The following is a 16665-nucleotide window of genomic DNA, read 5'->3' as shown; positions in this document are numbered from 1 at the left end:
ATTCCTTCCTTCTCACTGTTTACTTTCCCCGGTCAACCTATCTATTCCACCAGTGCACCAACTGCCATGCCAGGCGCGCAGCCACTTTCCCTCCCATTCCCTGGATATCATACAAAGGATTAAGCTCAACCAAATCTACGGCTTGCAGTTTTTTGCTCTGACAAACGAGTTGAACCAAGGGTAATAACCGCTCCAACGGAACCCCCAGTGCCGCGGGAGCCGAAACGGCGGGCATTTGCCAAATGGGTAGCACGTCTAAATCGATAGTCATATAAATGACATCAACCTGATGAATGATATCTCGTAATTGCTGCTGTACCTTATCCAGCATAGACTCAACACAGTGAGTGTCCCAAATGATTGTGACATTAAGATGATTCGCTTCATCCAGCAAGGCTTGGGTATTGGATGCTAAGCTGGCGCCAACACAACTGTAATTAAATAGGCGCTGTTGTTGTTGGCAGTCATGTGCAAGTTGCCGAAATGGGGTGCCTGATGTAGGCTGCGGCGAGTTTCGCAGATCCAAATGGGCATCAAAATTGATGATACCGACACGCTGATCAGGAAACGCTCGGTAAATTCCCATCCCATGGGCAAATGCCGTTTCATGTCCACCCCCAAAAATCAGCGTCTTCATATTATGCTGCTGGCATTCATAAACTGCGTCACTGAGTGCCTGTTGCGCTTCACTCAGTTCACCGGCATTGGCGCGAATATTTCCCAAATCCACCAACCTATCATGGCCTTCATAACTCGCCAGATTGGCCAACGATTGGCGCAAATATTCAGCGCCCAACTTCGCGCCGGGACGTCCCTGGTTAAGTTTAACGCCTTCATCACATTCAAAACCCAATAGCGCAATGTGATGCGGAAATTCTGCCGGTGAAAAACGGGCTGGCTGTTTGATTGTCTGGAATAGACGTAAGGCATTACTGGCTTCGGCAAGATCATTACGCCCTTGCCAAATATTTTTTGATGTTGGATGCCATAAGTTCATATTTTTCCCTTACCACCATTAATTAAGGCCATGTAAGTCATCACAATGGGTCATTTCGCCATGATAGACACGATAAACCAGCGGGTTATGTCCCAGCTCATAGAAGATATCAACCGGATTTTGGGCATCCCAAACGACAAAGTCTGCCATAAAGCCTGCTGCTAATTGACCATGGCTATCCGACCGTCCCAGTGCCTGAGCGGCATGCAGGGTTACTCCCTGCCATGCCTCTTCCGGCGTCAAACCCAATTGTACGCAAGCCATATTCATCATCAGGCGTAGGGAAGCAAAAGGACTCGTGCCGGGATTAAAATCTGTCGAAATCGCCATTGGGACACCATATTGGCGCAATAATGCAATAGGTGGACGTTTTGTTTCCCTCAGAAAATAAAATGCCCCCGGCAGCAACACCGCCACTGTCCCACTACGTTTGATCGCTTCAATGCCTTTTTCATCTAAATGCTCAATATGATCAACGGATAAACCTTGATATTCAGCAACCAGTTCACTTCCGCCCAAATTGGAAAGTTGCTCAACATGGCCTTTTACGGGGATATTTAAACGCTTTGCTGTTTCAAACAGGCGCTGGGTCTGCGTCAGATTGAAACCGACCGTTTCACAAAATACATCGACAGCTTCGAATAACTGTTTTTGCCAGAGAGCGGGCAGGATGGCGTCACAAACCAAATCGATATAGGCATCAGGATCATGTTTATACTCAGGTGGGACGGCATGGGCAGAAAGTAATGTCGGGCTAATTTCGATGGGATTTTTCTGTGCCAATGCCCGCACGACATTTAACTGTTTCTCTTCATTTACCAGATCCAGGCCATAACCTGATTTCATCTCAATCGTTGTCACCCCTTCGGCCATCAAGGCATTGAGGCGTTTTTGGGATACAATTTCCAGTTGTTGGGCTGAACTATTGCGGGTGGCATTGACTGTGGCGTTAATACCGCCACCTTGGGCGCTAATTTCTTCATAAGAAACCCCATTCAGGCGCTGCTCCCACTCAGAGGCTCGATTGCCACCAAAAACTAAGTGAGTGTGGCAATCAATCAAGCCAGGGGTGATCAACCGTTGCCCTGCATCAATGACCTTGCATTGGTTAGCGGGCACGCTACCTGCCGGTAAAATCGCCAAGATTTTTTCATCCCGCACAATAAGATCATGCTGCTCCAACATACCGTAATGGCTTTTGCCTGCCGTATTTTTAATGGCAGGGTTCATGGTGGCCAGTTTGGCATTGCGCCATATGACATCAGTGTCTCTCAGTTCAATCGACATTGTACTATCCTGTAATTTTTCTTGTTTGTATCAGACCTCATGTTGTATATACATTTATTTTATAACCCAACATAATTGTCAAATCATTTTGTGAACAATTTGTTACTTAAAATGATAGCTGTCAGGAAAAATCACCAAAAATCGGGTACACTTGCCAAAAGTTGTGAATAAATGAACGTGTAATGAAGAAAAAATACCAATTAAACCCAGAAGACATCAATCTATTCAGGACATCGGTTACAGGGACCCGTTGCATCACGCAAGATACGGTTTCCCATTCCGTGAAAAGAAAAAAAATTCATCAGGTTGCACCTGAACGTTTGATACAAGAACAAGCTGATGCCAGTTACTATTTTTCTGATGAGTTCCAGCCAAATTTGGATATGGAAGGCCCGACCCGTTACATTCGGGAAGGTGCCAGCCATTATGAATTAAAGAAATTGCGGCGTGGCGATTATTCCCCTGAACTTTTTCTGGATTTACATGGGCTAACCCAATTACAGGCCAAACAAGAAATTGGGGCATTAATCGCCGCCTGTCGTCGCGAGGATGTCTATTGTGCCTGCATTATGCATGGTCACGGTAAACATATTCTCAAACAACAAGCCCCGCTATGGCTTGCCCAGCATCCTGATATCATTGCCTTCCATCAGGCTCCCAAAGCGTGGGGAGGCAGCGCTGCGTTACTCATTTTGGTTGAGATGGATGGGCTTACGCAGCGCTAATTTCGTCTTTATCGTTAACTATATTGCTTAATAAATAAGGTGTCTGGTTAGGATTTCGCCGCCACTTGTGCTGGAGAGGTTTGCCATAACAGACACCCTTTTTCTGTTTGGTGATCCAACTCGACGCAAACAATGCTGGATGTAGCAAACATTGGGGGAGTGTGCCCAGGGCAAAGTTCAGAAACCAAATAGCCGACCAGCGGTAAATGGGAAACCACCAATACAGATTGATGCCCCTGTGTCGATAAGGCATGTAAATAGCTGGCAACCAGCGCTACATCACCCGATGGTGTTAATTCAGCCAATATTTCTTCATGATCAGGAAGCGCCAGATTATCTCGCACCGCCTTTAACGTTTGTTCCGCACGCAGATAAGGGCTGACTAAAATACAATCAACATCCGGCGATTGTTGCGCAAGCCAACGAGCCATTTCCTGTGATTCCTGGCACCCTTGCGGTGTAAGCTCCCGTGCTACATCACTGATTGCATTCAAAGCCGCATCACCATGACGCATAATAAAAACGTACATAATCCACCGTTTAGTTAATTAATTGCGAATCTGTCCCAAGATAACCCACTCATTCGCTTATTGAGATAATTTATTGGTTATAAATAAAAATTCAATATTGTAGAGCACTCCCTGACTCCTTGCGCCGCGGGGAGTCAGGGATCTTCATAAATATCAGTGCCTTACTATGATGAAAAGGTATTGGCATTAATCAGTAAGCTCAAGTGTTATTACCAAGCGAATATTTGATGATTGACGAAGGGTTAAAAACGTTTCGGTTAGCGTTAGTCTGCATTCTGTCCTAAAACAAGAGCCGATAAAATGACTAAAAAATTTATATATCTATACCAATCCAACTTCAAGTTGCAGTTTGCAAGCCAATGAGAGTGTTTATATCTCCCCGCGCAGCGGGGGGATATAAGACGCATCTTGAAAGACGACGGGTATAATATATTCAAATTATGGGTGAAATTTCTTTTTCTGTTCAGCCATCTGTACTAAATGCTCACAAGGAGCAAATCTTTCTCCATATTGGGCGTCCAGACGACGTAAAATTTCTACCACTTTCTCGCTGCCGAGCTGATCAATATAACGGAATGGCCCTCCCAGAAAGGGGGGGAACCCAATACCAAATACGGCACCAATATCACCATCACGGGGATTTCTGATAATCCCTTCATCCAAACAGCGCACGGCTTCATTCAGCATGAGCATCACACAACGCTGGGCAATATCAGCCGGCAACATTTTTATCGCTGGCTTGATCTTTAATAAGGAATAAATCGAGGTATCCACTTCTTTTTTGGCTTTTTTGCCAAAAGGCCAAAATGAGCCTTTTTTGTTCGCATACAAATAGAAACCACGACCATTTTTCTTGCCCTTTCGGTCATCCTTCAAAATGACATCCAGAAACTCTGGCGCCGCAAATCGACGGCCTAATTCTTCTACCAAAACAGGGATAATTTTAGTCCCCACATCGATGCCAACTTCATCCAGCAGATTGATTGGGCCAATAGGAAAACCGAAATTCATTAAGGCATTATCAATATGTTCAATCGGCTCACCGTCCACTAAACAATAACCCGCCTCATTAATGTAAGGTGTCAGAATGCGGTTCACATAGAACCCGGCTTTATCCCCCACAACAATGGCGGTTTTTCCCTGTTTTTTGGCCAACGCCACGGCAGTTGCAATCGTTTTTTCACTCGTTCCTTTATGGGGAATAACTTCCACCAGCGGCATTTTGTCTACAGGGCTAAAATAGTGCAGGCCAATCACCTGTTCTGGCCGAGCTGCAATTTCAGCGATCTTGTGAATTGGCAAGGAAGAGGTATTAGACGCAAAGAGAGTTTCAGGTTTCGTATTCTCTTCAATTTCTGCAACCATTTTGCGTTTCAAGACCAAGTCTTCAAATACCGCTTCAACGACAATATCAACTTGCTTAAATCCACTGTAATCCGTGGTTCCTGTCAACAGGGACATCTGACGGGAACGCTCACTTGATTTCAGGCGACGCTGTTTTACCCGCTTAGAAAGGCGATCCCAGGTATATTTTAATGTCTGGTTGATGCCTTTTTCGTTAATATCTTTAATGCGAACAGGCAAGTTTCCTCGGATCACGGTGACATTGGCAATACCGCCGCCCATCAAACCGCCTCCCAAAATCCCCACCTGTTTGATTTCAGCGGGTTGTTCCGAAGAGCCGGTTTCATTTTTTAACGCAGTGGAAGCAAAAAACAGGCTGCGCAACGCTTCTGATTCCTGCGTCATCGCCAGTTCACCAAATGCCCTGGCTTCCCGCTGAAAACCGCTCTCTGAACCTTTTTCCAAACCAGCACGGATCACATTAATGATTTTCTCTGGAGCGGGATAATGACCACGCGTTTTTTCTCGCGTTTTTTTATGAACCAGATGGAATAACAACGGCCTGCCTAATGCACTTGCCAGCATACGCTGTGACCATGCCAATGGCTTGCGCTTCATAATCCCTTTTTTAACGTATTGCACAGCAACATCCAGCAAAATATCTAAGGGAACCGCTTCATCCACAACACCTAACCGTTGTGCCTGTTTTGGCTTGAGCTGGCGGCCAGTCAATATGATATCCAGCGCTGCGCTGATCCCAATCAAACGCGGTAATCGCTGCGTTCCACCTGAACCGGGTAATAATCCAAGCTGAACTTCTGGCAAGCCAAGACGTGTTTTTTCATCCAAAGAACATATGCGTGCATGACAAGCCAATGCCAACTCCAGCCCACCGCCTAAGCACGCACCGTGGATCGCTGCCACAACAGGTAAAGGATAATTAGCAATCTGCGCAAACAGTTTTTGACCTTTTTCAGCCAATTCGGTTGCCTCTTCCTGAGATTGACAATGAGCTATCATGCTAATATCAGCACCCGCAATGAAGGTATCTGGCTTACCGGAGATAATCACCAACCCTTTCAAACCTGAAACTTGTTGCGCTTGTTCAAACATGAGCAGGAACTGTTCAACAAATTCTGCTTTCAGTGTGTTAACTTTCTCTCCCGGTACATCAATGGTGATAATTCCCACCTTGTCGTCCCCGACAGAAAAACTAAATACTGATTGCATTGCTGCTGACATAACCGTTTCTTTTTCAGCCTGAGTCATTATTCTACCTCCAATACCATTGCTGCACCCAAACCACCAGCGGCACAAGCTGTCGTTAACCCAAGCCCACCACCACGGCGACGCAATTCGTTCAATGTCTGGGTAACCATTCTGGCTCCTGTCGCCGCGAAGGGATGACCATAAGCAATTGATCCACCCAATACATTGAACTTATCCATATCCACTTCACCCATTGCCTGCGCCAGCCCTAGCTTTTCACGGGCAAATTTCTCACTGGCAAACATTTTCAAATTCGTTAGCGTTTGGGCTGCAAACGCTTCATGCATGTCGATAAGCGCAAGATCATTCAGCGTGATGCCCGCCCGATCCAGTGCCAGCGGTGTTGCATAGGATGGCCCTAGCAACATGTCCTGCCAAACATCAATGGCAGAAAACGCATAGCTCCGTAAATAGCCTAATGGCGTCATACCGAGTGCTTTGGCAACGGATTCACGCATTAACAGCACGGCCGCGGCACCATCTGTCAGTGGTGTGCTGTTTGCCGCTGTCACTGTGCCATGTTGACGATCGAAGGCCGGGCGCAATTTGGCATAAGACTCTAAGGTTGAATTTTTTCTGATATTGTTGTCTTCTGCCAACGTCTTACTGTATGGCGGGAAATAGGCCGATATGATTTCCGCTTGCAACAGCCCTTGTTCCCAGGCCCTGGCGGCCAATACATGAGAACGGTGGGCTAATGCATCCTGATCTTCGCGGCTGATATGATACGTTTTTGCCATCTGCTCTGCGGTATCCCCCATCCTCAATCCGGTGGAATATTCAGCAACGGCAGGAGATACAGGCAATAAATCACGTAATTTCAATCGGCTAAGTAGCTTTAATCGTTGGGAAAGGTTTTTGGCTTTGTTCATGTCAACTAAAGTGCGAGCCAATGTCTTCGTCACTCCGATAGGCAAAACAGATGAGGAATCCGCTCCCCCGGCGATCCCGATATTGACAGTTCCTGCCATAATACTTTCAGCCACGTTTGCAATTGCCTGAAAACTCGTCGCACAGGCGCGGGAAACACTATAGGCGTCAGTATTCACGCTTAAACCTGCACCTAAGACAATTTCCCTTGCAATATTGGGGGCTTCCGGCATTTGAACAACTTGTCCAAAAACCAATTGGTCGATCTTCTCAGGCGACAAACCGCTCCTAATGACCAGCTCGCTTACGACAGCCTTTCCCAAGTCAATAGCCGGAATACCGTGGTAGAACGTTGCCTGTTTCGCAAAAGGAATGCGTAATCCGCTGACAATAGCGACACGTTCCTTCTGCGGTATGACTTTTGTTGAAGAACGACCCATAGCAACTCCTAATCATTATTATTAACTAAATCAATTGATTGATTAAAAATTAAAAATATTTACTCACCTCATAAGAGGTCAGACCTGCTGAGCATTGTTAACGCAATGTTGGGAAATAGCAAACAGGAATAAACTAAAAATGAGAGCAAACTCAACTTTAAACTATTTATAATTTATACAACTTAAACGAAGAATATGCGACAGGAGTGCAAAGAAGAGGCAATGATTTACAATCTATTATCAGCGGTTTTCTCACTGTTTGACATGACAAGACCGTAAGAAAACCGTTGTTTAGCGTAAATTAACGCAAGCCTAACTGAAAGATGAGGGCTTCTGCTTGACAACTAAAAGTGAAATCTACCGATAATTGCACTTCGCCATTAATCGCTTCGATGCTATGGCGTATGATACACGGATCAGACTCCACAGCTTTTGCTTTTTTAATCAATTGATTAAGCATCATTTCAGCCTCTTGTTCATTCACAAAAACATACCGGCAAGAAGCCGTGCAGTCTTCATTATCAATCACAGTTCCCACATCAACACAGCAGCAAGCCGCCGTTTCTTCGGCATTACAACGGTTAATCGCACCAGACATTGAGTTTCTCCAGCTATAAAAACTTACTGATAATTCTATGTCCTACTGGTTACCGATAACCAGCATTCGCGCTGTTTGACGCCATTTATCTCACTATTTATTGATCTGACCCCATCAACAAAAATCCGTTTACACTTCATTAACCGAAGTAGGCGATTTTTTGTTAAGTAAGTCCCAATTTAAGAATCATTTTGGTCATATTTAGAAAACATTATTGCAACATATTCTATCATCATGCCTATACTTCTCTACTCCGGGCACTGGTCTGATTTGTCATTGCGACAAACCGACTCTACAATTCCGCGCTCTCAGCTACTTGAGTGGCATGTTAATAATAAATAAACAATGAGGTTTTGGTTATGAACCAGAAAACCCTATTTACACGTTCAGCATTAGCAGTGGCGGTTGCAATTCTTTCATCCAATGCGGGTGCTGCCGGTTTTCAATTGAGTGAATACTCATCATCAGGACTAGGCCGTGCATTTTCTGGGGCAGGCGCTGTTGCAGATAATGCTTCCGTAGGAAGCCGTAACCCTGCGGCCATGACCTTATTTAATTCCCCATCGTTTTCCGGTGGCTTGGTGTATGTCAACCCGAAAGTTGATATTACCGGGGCATCACCTATCACCAAAAATAGCACTGATGCAAAAAACATCGCACCACATGCCTTGATCCCAAACCTGCATTTTATCACGCCAATCAATGACCAGTGGTATGTAGGCGCATCGGCTACGAGCAACTTTGGCTTAGCCACCGAATTCAGTAATAACTATGCTGCTGGCCTGATTGGCGGCAAGACATCGCTCAAGACAGTGAACTTCAATCTCAGCGGTGCTTACAAATTTAATGAGCAATTCAGCTTTGGTTTGGGTGTCAATGCGGTTTATGCCGATGCTGAAATCGTCCGTCATATGGGTGAGGCAGGTCCTCTGATATCTAAATATACAGGTCTCAATATTCCGGCCTCCACTGAAGCGGCCAAATTGGAAGGTAAGGATTGGGGCTACGGCTGGAATGCAGGATTCCTGTATCAGTATGATGACAATAACCGCTATAGCCTGACCTATCGCTCTAAGGTCAAAGTGAAGTTCAAAAATGGGGATTACAGCAATGAGTTACCCAAAGTACCCAAGGTGCTTCCTGACGGCCTTGAGGGCAATACCATTAAAGGCACGCTGGATCTGAACTTACCTGATATGTGGGAACTTTCAGGCTATAACCGCGTTGCACCACAATGGGCAATTCATTACAGCTTCCTGTACACAGGCTGGAGCGAATTCAAAGAGTTACGTGGTAAAAGCAAAGATTCCGGCGATACCTTATTCCAAAAACACGAAGGTTTCCGCGATGCTTACCGTATCTCGCTAGGTACAACTTACTACTATGACGATAACTGGACATTCCGTGGCGGTATCGCCTTTGATGAAAGCCCAGTACCTGCCAAAAATCGTTCTATTTCCATTCCGGATCAAGATCGTTTCTGGTTTAGCTTAGGAACCACTTACGCATTCAATAAAGATGCTTCCGTGGACATCGGTGTTTCCTATATGCGTGGTAAAAAAGTACATGTTAGTGAAAAACTGCCAGAGAATATCCAGAAAGTAGGTTTCACTGCACCCTATGAGTTCGATTCCAAAGGAACAGCATGGTTGTACGGTGTAAACTTTAACTATACGTTCTAACCGCACACGGTCATTTAGAAAAAGGATAGCAGACGCTATCCTTTTTTGATTATCGGTCACTCATTAATCTATAGAGTCCAATTCATCTTGGATGCTTGCCGCATTCGGATTTTGTTCTGGTTCTAACTTGCCACCATTGGCCATAAAATCGTGGCGTTGGAAGTATGCGTCACGCACCATCAAATAAGGATCTGAAGAGTTCTTTAACAGACTGTCAGAGTCCAGCAAGCGAGCACGGGTCTCTATGCCTTCGAACACCCACTTGCCTACTGACATCCAACCAGTCAGATAGCTCAACACAGGATAAGTCATATCCGCAATGTTGCCGCCCTCATCACGCAAGGTAAAACTCCCGTAACCAGGCAGAACAACATAGGGGCCATAGCCCACATCATAGTGCCCCAACGTGCTACCAAAACGCATCGGATCGTCTTTTACCAGGTTAGGATTCGCCATTGACGCAACATCAATTAATCCACCCATTCCCAATAGGGTATTCAAAAAGAAACGGTTAAAGTGTTTTGCACCTTCATGAACATCGCCACGCAAAAAACTGTTAACCATGCTGGCTGGCTCTTCAAGGTTACTCATAAAATTGCGAATGCCGTTTCGCGCGGGCGTCGGCACATAATTACGCCAGGCTACAGCAACAGGGCGCATAACATAAGGGTCGAGAACATCATAATTAAAGTTGAACATAGTACGGTTAAACCCTTCCAGCGGATCAGAACGCCCCTGTTCCATCGTATTCGATGAACTGGCGCATCCCACAAGTAAGCCGGCTGTAAGAGCAACCACGCTCAGACGATACTTCATATTGTTCTCCATATAATTTTTTTAAGCATCAACTACCACACTGCATACCAACTAATGTACCCAATATGTAAAATATACTGCCAATCTTTCATTAATGGTAATCAAAAAGAGTGGTGATTATATAGGCAAACAGTTCGTTATGCCTTATCTCTAACAAGAAAAACAGGTATACTGTGTTCCGTTGTCCCCTTAGTTAAATGGATATAACGAGCCCCTCCTAAGGGCTAGTTGCAGGTTCGATTCCTGCAGGGGACGCCAAATGAACATCTCTCGCGGTCTACTCAAGTAAATAAATCTCACTAAAATCAATATATTCACTGCCTATCTCATCTTTTGAAGTTTAGTGGTGTCTTTCTAAATCTCTACAATTTGTTGTATAGTTTTTTGTATAGGAATTCCCTCTACAATTTTTCTATACAATATTCGGTGATTTATGAAGCTGACAGATATGACTATCAAGCGAGCCAAACCAAAGGAAAAGGCCTATACATTGGCCGATGGTAACGGGCTATCTTTGTTAATTGATACTAATGGCTCTAAGGGTTGGCGATACCGTTATCAATTTGCAGGTAAAACCAAAATGATTTCATTAGGTATCTATCCGGTAGTCACACTCAACGAAGCCAGAACCAAACGCGATGAAGCAAGAAAGTTAGTTGCTAATGGGCTTAACCCCAGTGAAGTAAGAAAAACTGAAAAGATATCCGCAGCAAACCTGATAAAAAACACCTTCGAAAACATAACCCATGAATGGTACGAGAAACGTGTAGACAGGTGGTCAGCTCCTTATGCCAAAGAAATGATGGAAACATTTGAAAAAGATGTTTTCCCGTACATAGGCAATAGGCCTATTGCTGAGATTAAGCCAATGGAACTTATGGCTGTTTTATCACGAATGAACGATCGAGGAGCGACAGAAAAACTCAGAAAGGTACGTCAACGCTGTGGCGAAGTATGGCGATATGCAATAGTAACGGGGAGAGCTGAATATAATCCCGCCCCTGATTTAGTGTCTGCCTTTGCTCCACATAAAAAAGAACATTATTCATTTTTAACTGTTGATGAAATCCCCAAGTTCTATAAATCCTTAAATGCCTATACAGGCAGTTTCATCGTAAAAATGGGAATGCGATTACAAATGATAATTGGTGCCCGTCCCGGTGAATTGCGTAAAGCCGAATGGTCAGAGGTTGATTTTAATAAAGCTCAATGGGAAATACCTGCTACAAAAATGAAAATGCGCCGTCCTCATATTGTTCCATTATCAAGTCAAGCTATTGATATATTAGAACAAATTAAACCAATCACAGGGCAAGGAAAGTATATTTTTCAGGGCAGAAATGATGCAAATAAGCCTATGAGTGAAATGGCATTAAATTTATTAATTAGGCGAGTTGGCTACACTGGGCAGGCGACAAGTCACGGATTCCGCCACACTATGAGCACTATTTTGCATGAACAAGGTTATCCGTCTGAATGGATTGAAACTCAGCTTGCCCATGTTGATAAGAACAGTATTCGAGGAACTTACAACCACGCCCAATATCTGGATGGTCGCAGGGAAATGCTGCAATGGTATGCCGACTACATGGAAACACTCGAACGGGGCGAAAATGTGGTACATGGCACATTTGGGAAGCGTGCTTAACTGGATGAATAGACAGCGGTAATTGTCTTTAGTAGACTATCGCAGACGTTAAAGAATAAAGCTATGTCTAGGCTGATCACCGAAAACCCGTACACCTCTACGGATTGGCATAGCTCCTAATATTAGAGGGCATGAGGTGACGTATGGATGTTAAATCGATTGATTTTGATTTAATCAATTATCATGCAAGGAAAACTCTTCGGTTTTACTGGGATATAAGGTTGTGCATGTTAGCTTCTCGCACAGTAAGCAGCGATTCCATTGAGGATAAAATGGAATCGGCAAAAAAATGTGAGAAGATTTTAGAAAAGTTTGCATTTGATATGAAAATTAATGAGTCACATAAGATTATTAATGATTTCATATCCACAATATCTATTAATAGAGCACTTGAATTGCTTGGCATAGAATATAACTCCAATGTGGACTTTTACGAGTATAGTCTTTCTTTTTTATCCAATATACAATCTAAAAAAAGAAATTTTGATAGCTACGGATTTAAGCAAATTAATGATATAAGATTATTATGTACAATAGTGAGTCGTTTCGCTGCATACTTGGCAGGATTTGATTTAACCAGCTATTTTGAAAGAAAAATAACTTTTTTAGAAGAATATAAAGAAAAGCTGAATGAGGTATTAGAGTTAAATACACATTGGATTTTATCCTCAAATACTAATGAGGATTATCATAATATTATCAATGGAGACAGTAACTTAAACCCTATTGTAATAGATTCAAAAATAAACACACTTAAGAATGAACTAATAACTAAAAGAGATGATGAAACAAAAAGAGAAAGAGTTCTTCTTTCTGAAATTGCAAAATCTCTATTGACCCATAAAAAAAATAACATTACAAGAGTGTTAACTCTAATATCCGCATCACCCATTTTAAATAATTATATTGACCCAAGAACAATATCTAGGATTGTAAAAAAAACAAAGGAGAGCAAGGAAAAAGAAGACAATTCTTTAATTCATTACAACGAAATTATAAGTGAGAATAAAAATAAAATAAAAGAGTTAGAAATATCACAGCGTTACTCTACACTCGCTTATAAGAGAGGAAGGCAATATGTAAACCCGCTTTCTAGCAGAAGAAACTTATTGATACATAAATTTAAGTATGAGTTGGAAAACCTATAAAGGACAAAAATAGGGAGAAAATAACTCATTTTTGTCATGACTCTATACCTTCTTATGGGACTAGTTATTAACATGACATATTAATGAATATATTCAAATTAATGTGTCATTCCTTGTTCAAGCAAATTAGCATAGCATTCCCTGAAATCAAACAACGTCCATTACAACATCTTAAGGACTAGATAACAGGGGGATATATGCCAACAATCACAACGCTCAGAGCAAACCTTATCCGTTTACCCGAAGTTCAGCGCAGAACTGGATACGGTAAGGCGTGGATCTACAAACTCATTGCAGACAATAAATTTCCAAAGCAAGTCAAAATCGGCACTCGCTCAGTTGCTTTTATTGAATCAGAAATTGATGACTGGATATCACAACGTATTGCTGAATCACGCAGCGAGGTAATGTAATGACAAAATTTATATTACCGACCGACGAACAGCGTAAATATATTCTTTCTGCTTATGGTGAAAATGAAAGGCGAATAAGAGAAAGAGAACGAGAAAAAATGTCCGGTATTTCTCGCAGCCATTGTCATAAATTGGAAGGATTGGGTTTATTTCCTCCACGCTGTCATTTTGGGCGTAATTCCTGTGCATGGCTATTAAGTGATATTTTATGGTGGGTACGCAATCCGCCAACAGTAGAGAACGTTAATAACCCGTATAGCCGAAAATCAAATTAATTAAGACAGGGTAAAACTATGACATCTAAAAATATGGCCTTAAATGGTCAGGGATTTGCTTATGCTGAAAATAGCCAAGAACCTATTTTGGCTCAGCACAAAGAGAAACGAAAAAAGAATTATGCCGAAATGATCCCGTTAACAGCGGGAGCTATTAATGGAAAGGCGGCGATGGTTACTGATGCTAGAAACCTGCATAAGTTTCTTGGCAATAAGGAACTGTTCGCTAGCTGGATAAAACAGCGCATTGAACAATACGGTTTTATTGAAAATGAGGACTACGAGACTTATTTGGAAAATTCCAAAAAAGGTCGTCCGAGAACTGAATACCGTATTAGCTCTGATATGGCGAAAGAGCTTTCTATGGTGGAGCGCACCGAAGAAGGTAAAGAGGCTCGCCAGTACTTTATCGATTGTGAAAAACGTCTGCGCCGTATTGCACCAGAGGAACACAAAGCCGCTCTGCTTAACTGGCGTAAAAATCGTGTCGCTGCCTGTGAAGATCATAAAAGCATGGCTGATGCGATGAGAGGATATATTGAGCGCACCGGAGACAATCAAAAGGGCTTTGCCTATAGCAATGAATCCCGGTTCATCAATAAATTGGTGCTGGGTACAGACCCTATCAGATGGGCTAAAAATAAGGGCATTAAATCTAAAGAAGTCAGAGACAATATGACTGTAGATCAGTTACAGCTACTGGCTTATCTGGAATCGCGTAACTGCGCCTTTCTTGATTTAGATACACCGCCAGAGACACGGAAAGCCCAATTAACGGAACTGGCTCAGCGTTGGTTAGCGCAGCGCATGGAATCAAAGCAATGATACACGGAAGCCATTCTATCGATTTAAGCGAAAGTATTATTTCTGGCGACTCCTTGAGGTTAAGGAGTCCTGTTGTCGTAGTCCTCACTTTGGGAGGCTCCCCGAAATTATCGGGGTGGTTACTTAACCCATTGAAATATAGTCAAGCTGCAAATATGCAGTCTGCTCATAATTTGAGCGCCAGTAATGCTGACTCACAGAATTTGCGCGTATCATTTAGCTACGCGGTTAATTTGCGATCCTCATTGAGTGGAGCGCAAAAAGAAAAGGATAGCACGGCGAATGCTACCCTTTGGCGTAAATCAGATTTGCTTTACGGAGAATTACAAGAGCTTAAGAACCTCATATCTTTAAGAGGTTTGGTTAGTTATCACTCAGATAACCATGTGAATAATGTTCACTCGGTTAGTTATTGCTCAGATGATGCTTTGGCTTTGCGCTTCACTGGCTTAAGTTTTTTCTCACAGGCATCAATGACCCATGATGAAAAATTAACATTGGGATTATTTGCTTTTTCAATCTCAACGCTTGCATTTATTCCATCAATCAGTTCATGGGGAAAACGGATATTCTTTTTATCTGATTTATTGTTTTTGTTACCTGTAGCCACGATTTCCAACCTCTGTCACATTATTTATGTATACACACCTTACTATAAAAAATTAACAAATAAAAGTGTTGACATGTGCGCACACCTTAAAATAAAGTGTGCGTACACCTTGAGAGAGGTAAAGTCAGAAAAAAGAACGCCCCCGAATGGTATTACCAGTACCAAACGAGGGCTAACCAAAAACGTAAAGGAGTCTTACGCTATGGATACACCACAGCATAACCAAACTCGCCTAAAATTTACATTCCTAATTGCATCCGGCACTCAACGGCTGGTGGATATTCACCCTGTACGTCTCATTACTGTTCTGGCGGATAGTGAAGGTGAAGCCCGTCTACTGGTCGGCATTCCCTCTCTGGTATTTGTTTCCCGTCAGGCATGGGATATCGATACTCCTTTCGATTGTAGTGATATGTCCACTGTTCAAGGAGCTTACCATGCGTAACCCTGAACCCCATGACTATTACACCCATAAGAACGGGGAAACCGTTCAGGTGTTGTCGGTCGCCTTTAACCGCGTGACGTTTGTCCGTGGGGGTTATACCTACCCGTGCATCATGCCATTAAGCCGTTTCACTCAAGAATACACCTACGCAGGGAGAGCCTGATCATGTCTGATATTTATAACCATTTGGTACGCAACAACTTTAGCGCTATGAGCATCGAAGAACTCAAAGATCTGCGCAAAAACTCCGAAGGGGCATTGAGTGGCGTAATGGCGGCGATGTCTGTAATGGGGGAGTTGGCTTTCTGGTCAACGGATAATGAAAACTATGCAGATTGTCAGGCTAGGGATGACTTACGCCGCATCGGTGAAGCCCTGATGTATCTGCCAAGGATAGCCGAAGCCCTGAATGACACTGAGCAGACCGCACAGTTTGAAATCCATCACCGCGAGGGATTCCCGAAATGGTAAGCCATATTGATATTCGTTCGGTGAAAGCAGCGGCGCAAGGGCATTGGCAAGGTTTACTGGCTGCCTGCGGTGTGGACGTTCCGGCAAAGGGCAAGCATGGTGCTTGCCCCGTCTGTGGCGGTACTGATCGCTTTCACTTCATAGACGATCACGGGGATGGTAACTGGCATTGTCGCCAGTGTGATGAGCCGAATCATGGTGATGGACTGGATTTGCTGGTAAGAGCCAAGGGGATCACCATTATTGAGGCCGCTAAAGTCGTTGCTGATACA

General features: G+C 43.4%; 19 protein-coding genes and 1 tRNA gene. 12 read left to right on the top strand and 8 right to left on the bottom strand.

Features of this window, described 5'->3' with window-relative positions; translation table 11 throughout:
* Window positions 1-37: 37 nt before the first annotated feature.
* Entirely contained in the window at window positions 38-997 is a 960-nt protein-coding gene (gene hutG / locus Xkoz_RS08275; protein ID WP_099141715.1) for a formimidoylglutamase, read from the bottom strand.
* Between the two features lie 18 nt (window positions 998-1015).
* On the bottom strand, window positions 1016-2284 hold the full coding sequence (gene hutI, locus Xkoz_RS08270; RefSeq protein ID WP_099141714.1) for an imidazolonepropionase: 1269 nt from the start codon (window positions 2282-2284) through the stop codon (window positions 1016-1018).
* A 182-nt stretch (window positions 2285-2466) separates the two neighbouring features.
* On the opposite strand from hutI, the gene smrB reads away from it, so the two are divergent.
* Window positions 2467-3009: an endonuclease SmrB gene (gene smrB / locus Xkoz_RS08265; RefSeq protein ID WP_099141713.1), complete on the top strand. Its 543-nt coding sequence runs from the start codon at window positions 2467-2469 to the stop codon at window positions 3007-3009.
* A 47-nt stretch (window positions 3010-3056) separates the two neighbouring features.
* Here smrB and sixA read toward each other — a convergent pair whose 3' ends face one another.
* From sixA to Xkoz_RS08245, 4 genes are all read right to left on the bottom strand, one after another.
* Complete coding sequence (gene sixA / locus Xkoz_RS08260; protein WP_099141712.1) at window positions 3057-3539, bottom strand: phosphohistidine phosphatase SixA; 483 nt, start codon at window positions 3537-3539, stop codon at window positions 3057-3059.
* Window positions 3540-3977: 438 nt separating this feature from the next.
* Complete coding sequence (gene fadJ, locus Xkoz_RS08255; RefSeq protein ID WP_099141711.1) at window positions 3978-6152, bottom strand: fatty acid oxidation complex subunit alpha FadJ; 2175 nt, start codon at window positions 6150-6152, stop codon at window positions 3978-3980.
* Window positions 6152-7462, bottom strand: a complete 1311-nt coding sequence (gene fadI / locus Xkoz_RS08250; RefSeq protein ID WP_099141710.1) for an acetyl-CoA C-acyltransferase FadI — start codon at window positions 7460-7462, stop codon at window positions 6152-6154. The genes fadJ and fadI overlap by 1 nt, the downstream gene beginning before the upstream one ends.
* 301 nt (window positions 7463-7763) lie before the next feature.
* Window positions 7764-8060, bottom strand: coding sequence for a YfcZ/YiiS family protein (locus Xkoz_RS08245; RefSeq protein ID WP_099141709.1), 297 nt, complete (start codon window positions 8058-8060; stop codon window positions 7764-7766).
* Window positions 8061-8419: 359 nt separating this feature from the next.
* On the opposite strand from Xkoz_RS08245, the gene fadL reads away from it, so the two are divergent.
* Window positions 8420-9742 (top strand): long-chain fatty acid transporter FadL, encoded by a 1323-nt coding sequence (gene fadL, locus Xkoz_RS08240; RefSeq protein ID WP_099141708.1) that lies wholly within the window; start codon window positions 8420-8422, stop codon window positions 9740-9742.
* Window positions 9743-9805: 63 nt separating this feature from the next.
* Here fadL and mlaA read toward each other — a convergent pair whose 3' ends face one another.
* Window positions 9806-10558: a phospholipid-binding lipoprotein MlaA gene (gene mlaA / locus Xkoz_RS08235; protein ID WP_099141707.1), complete on the bottom strand. Its 753-nt coding sequence runs from the start codon at window positions 10556-10558 to the stop codon at window positions 9806-9808.
* A 183-nt stretch (window positions 10559-10741) separates the two neighbouring features.
* Here mlaA and Xkoz_RS08230 point away from each other — a divergent pair.
* From Xkoz_RS08230 to Xkoz_RS08205, 6 genes are all read left to right on the top strand, one after another.
* Window positions 10742-10816 (top strand) — tRNA-Arg (locus Xkoz_RS08230).
* Window positions 10817-10991: 175 nt separating this feature from the next.
* Window positions 10992-12206, top strand: coding sequence for a tyrosine-type recombinase/integrase (locus Xkoz_RS08225; RefSeq protein WP_099141706.1), 1215 nt, complete (start codon window positions 10992-10994; stop codon window positions 12204-12206).
* A 143-nt stretch (window positions 12207-12349) separates the two neighbouring features.
* A complete protein-coding gene (locus tag Xkoz_RS08220) occupies window positions 12350-13354 on the top strand; it encodes a hypothetical protein (RefSeq protein WP_099141705.1) in 1005 nt (334 codons plus the stop codon).
* A 197-nt stretch (window positions 13355-13551) separates the two neighbouring features.
* Window positions 13552-13767: a helix-turn-helix transcriptional regulator gene (locus tag Xkoz_RS08215; protein ID WP_099141704.1), complete on the top strand. Its 216-nt coding sequence runs from the start codon at window positions 13552-13554 to the stop codon at window positions 13765-13767.
* A complete protein-coding gene (locus Xkoz_RS08210) occupies window positions 13767-14042 on the top strand; it encodes an AlpA family phage regulatory protein (protein ID WP_099141703.1) in 276 nt (91 codons plus the stop codon). The genes Xkoz_RS08215 and Xkoz_RS08210 overlap by 1 nt, the downstream gene beginning before the upstream one ends.
* A gap of 18 nt (window positions 14043-14060) precedes the next feature.
* Window positions 14061-14867: an antA/AntB antirepressor family protein gene (locus Xkoz_RS08205; RefSeq protein WP_099141702.1), complete on the top strand. Its 807-nt coding sequence runs from the start codon at window positions 14061-14063 to the stop codon at window positions 14865-14867.
* 409 nt (window positions 14868-15276) lie between these two features.
* On the opposite strand, the gene Xkoz_RS08200 is transcribed toward Xkoz_RS08205, so the two are convergent.
* The gene (locus Xkoz_RS08200; protein WP_099141825.1) at window positions 15277-15477 is read right to left on the bottom strand and encodes a YlcI/YnfO family protein; all 201 of its coding nucleotides are present in this window, start codon (window positions 15475-15477) and stop codon (window positions 15277-15279) included.
* A 202-nt stretch (window positions 15478-15679) separates the two neighbouring features.
* Between Xkoz_RS08200 and Xkoz_RS08195 the strand changes: the two genes are divergently transcribed.
* The 4 genes from Xkoz_RS08195 to Xkoz_RS08180 all read left to right on the top strand — a co-directional run.
* Window positions 15680-15922, top strand: a complete 243-nt coding sequence (locus tag Xkoz_RS08195; RefSeq protein ID WP_099141701.1) for a hypothetical protein — start codon at window positions 15680-15682, stop codon at window positions 15920-15922.
* Window positions 15915-16085, top strand: a complete 171-nt coding sequence (locus Xkoz_RS08190; protein ID WP_099141700.1) for a DUF4222 domain-containing protein — start codon at window positions 15915-15917, stop codon at window positions 16083-16085. Before Xkoz_RS08195 ends, Xkoz_RS08190 begins: the two co-directional genes overlap by 8 nt.
* Window positions 16086-16087: 2 nt before the next feature.
* On the top strand, window positions 16088-16393 hold the full coding sequence (locus Xkoz_RS08185) for a hypothetical protein (RefSeq protein ID WP_099141699.1): 306 nt from the start codon (window positions 16088-16090) through the stop codon (window positions 16391-16393).
* Window positions 16387-16665: primase-helicase zinc-binding domain-containing protein (locus Xkoz_RS08180; protein ID WP_279627396.1), on the top strand; the 279-nt coding region annotated here is incomplete at its 3' end. The genes Xkoz_RS08185 and Xkoz_RS08180, both read left to right, overlap by 7 nt.

This window comes from Xenorhabdus kozodoii, assembly GCF_002632875.1.
GTDB lineage: Bacteria > Pseudomonadota > Gammaproteobacteria > Enterobacterales > Enterobacteriaceae > Xenorhabdus > Xenorhabdus kozodoii.
This window is presented reverse-complemented; position numbering and strand designations above follow the sequence as displayed.

Bases quoted from the DNA above. Each gene is read 5' to 3' on its own strand.
- hutG (WP_099141715.1), bottom strand. From the start codon at position 997: ATGAACTTATGGCATCCAACATCAAAAAATATTTGGCAAGGGCGTAAT.
- hutI (WP_099141714.1), bottom strand. From the start codon at position 2,284: ATGTCGATTGAACTGAGAGACACTGATGTCATATGGCGCAATGCCAAA.
- smrB (WP_099141713.1), top strand. From the start codon at position 2,467: ATGAAGAAAAAATACCAATTAAACCCAGAAGACATCAATCTATTCAGG.
- sixA (WP_099141712.1), bottom strand. From the start codon at position 3,539: ATGTACGTTTTTATTATGCGTCATGGTGATGCGGCTTTGAATGCAATC.
- fadJ (WP_099141711.1), bottom strand. From the start codon at position 6,152: ATGACTCAGGCTGAAAAAGAAACGGTTATGTCAGCAGCAATGCAATCA.
- fadI (WP_099141710.1), bottom strand. From the start codon at position 7,462: ATGGGTCGTTCTTCAACAAAAGTCATACCGCAGAAGGAACGTGTCGCT.
- Xkoz_RS08245 (WP_099141709.1), bottom strand. From the start codon at position 8,060: ATGTCTGGTGCGATTAACCGTTGTAATGCCGAAGAAACGGCGGCTTGC.
- fadL (WP_099141708.1), top strand. From the start codon at position 8,420: ATGAACCAGAAAACCCTATTTACACGTTCAGCATTAGCAGTGGCGGTT.
- mlaA (WP_099141707.1), bottom strand. From the start codon at position 10,558: ATGAAGTATCGTCTGAGCGTGGTTGCTCTTACAGCCGGCTTACTTGTG.
- Xkoz_RS08225 (WP_099141706.1), top strand. From the start codon at position 10,992: ATGAAGCTGACAGATATGACTATCAAGCGAGCCAAACCAAAGGAAAAG.
- Xkoz_RS08220 (WP_099141705.1), top strand. From the start codon at position 12,350: ATGGATGTTAAATCGATTGATTTTGATTTAATCAATTATCATGCAAGG.
- Xkoz_RS08215 (WP_099141704.1), top strand. From the start codon at position 13,552: ATGCCAACAATCACAACGCTCAGAGCAAACCTTATCCGTTTACCCGAA.
- Xkoz_RS08210 (WP_099141703.1), top strand. From the start codon at position 13,767: ATGACAAAATTTATATTACCGACCGACGAACAGCGTAAATATATTCTT.
- Xkoz_RS08205 (WP_099141702.1), top strand. From the start codon at position 14,061: ATGACATCTAAAAATATGGCCTTAAATGGTCAGGGATTTGCTTATGCT.
- Xkoz_RS08195 (WP_099141701.1), top strand. From the start codon at position 15,680: ATGGATACACCACAGCATAACCAAACTCGCCTAAAATTTACATTCCTA.
- Xkoz_RS08190 (WP_099141700.1), top strand. From the start codon at position 15,915: ATGCGTAACCCTGAACCCCATGACTATTACACCCATAAGAACGGGGAA.
- Xkoz_RS08185 (WP_099141699.1), top strand. From the start codon at position 16,088: ATGTCTGATATTTATAACCATTTGGTACGCAACAACTTTAGCGCTATG.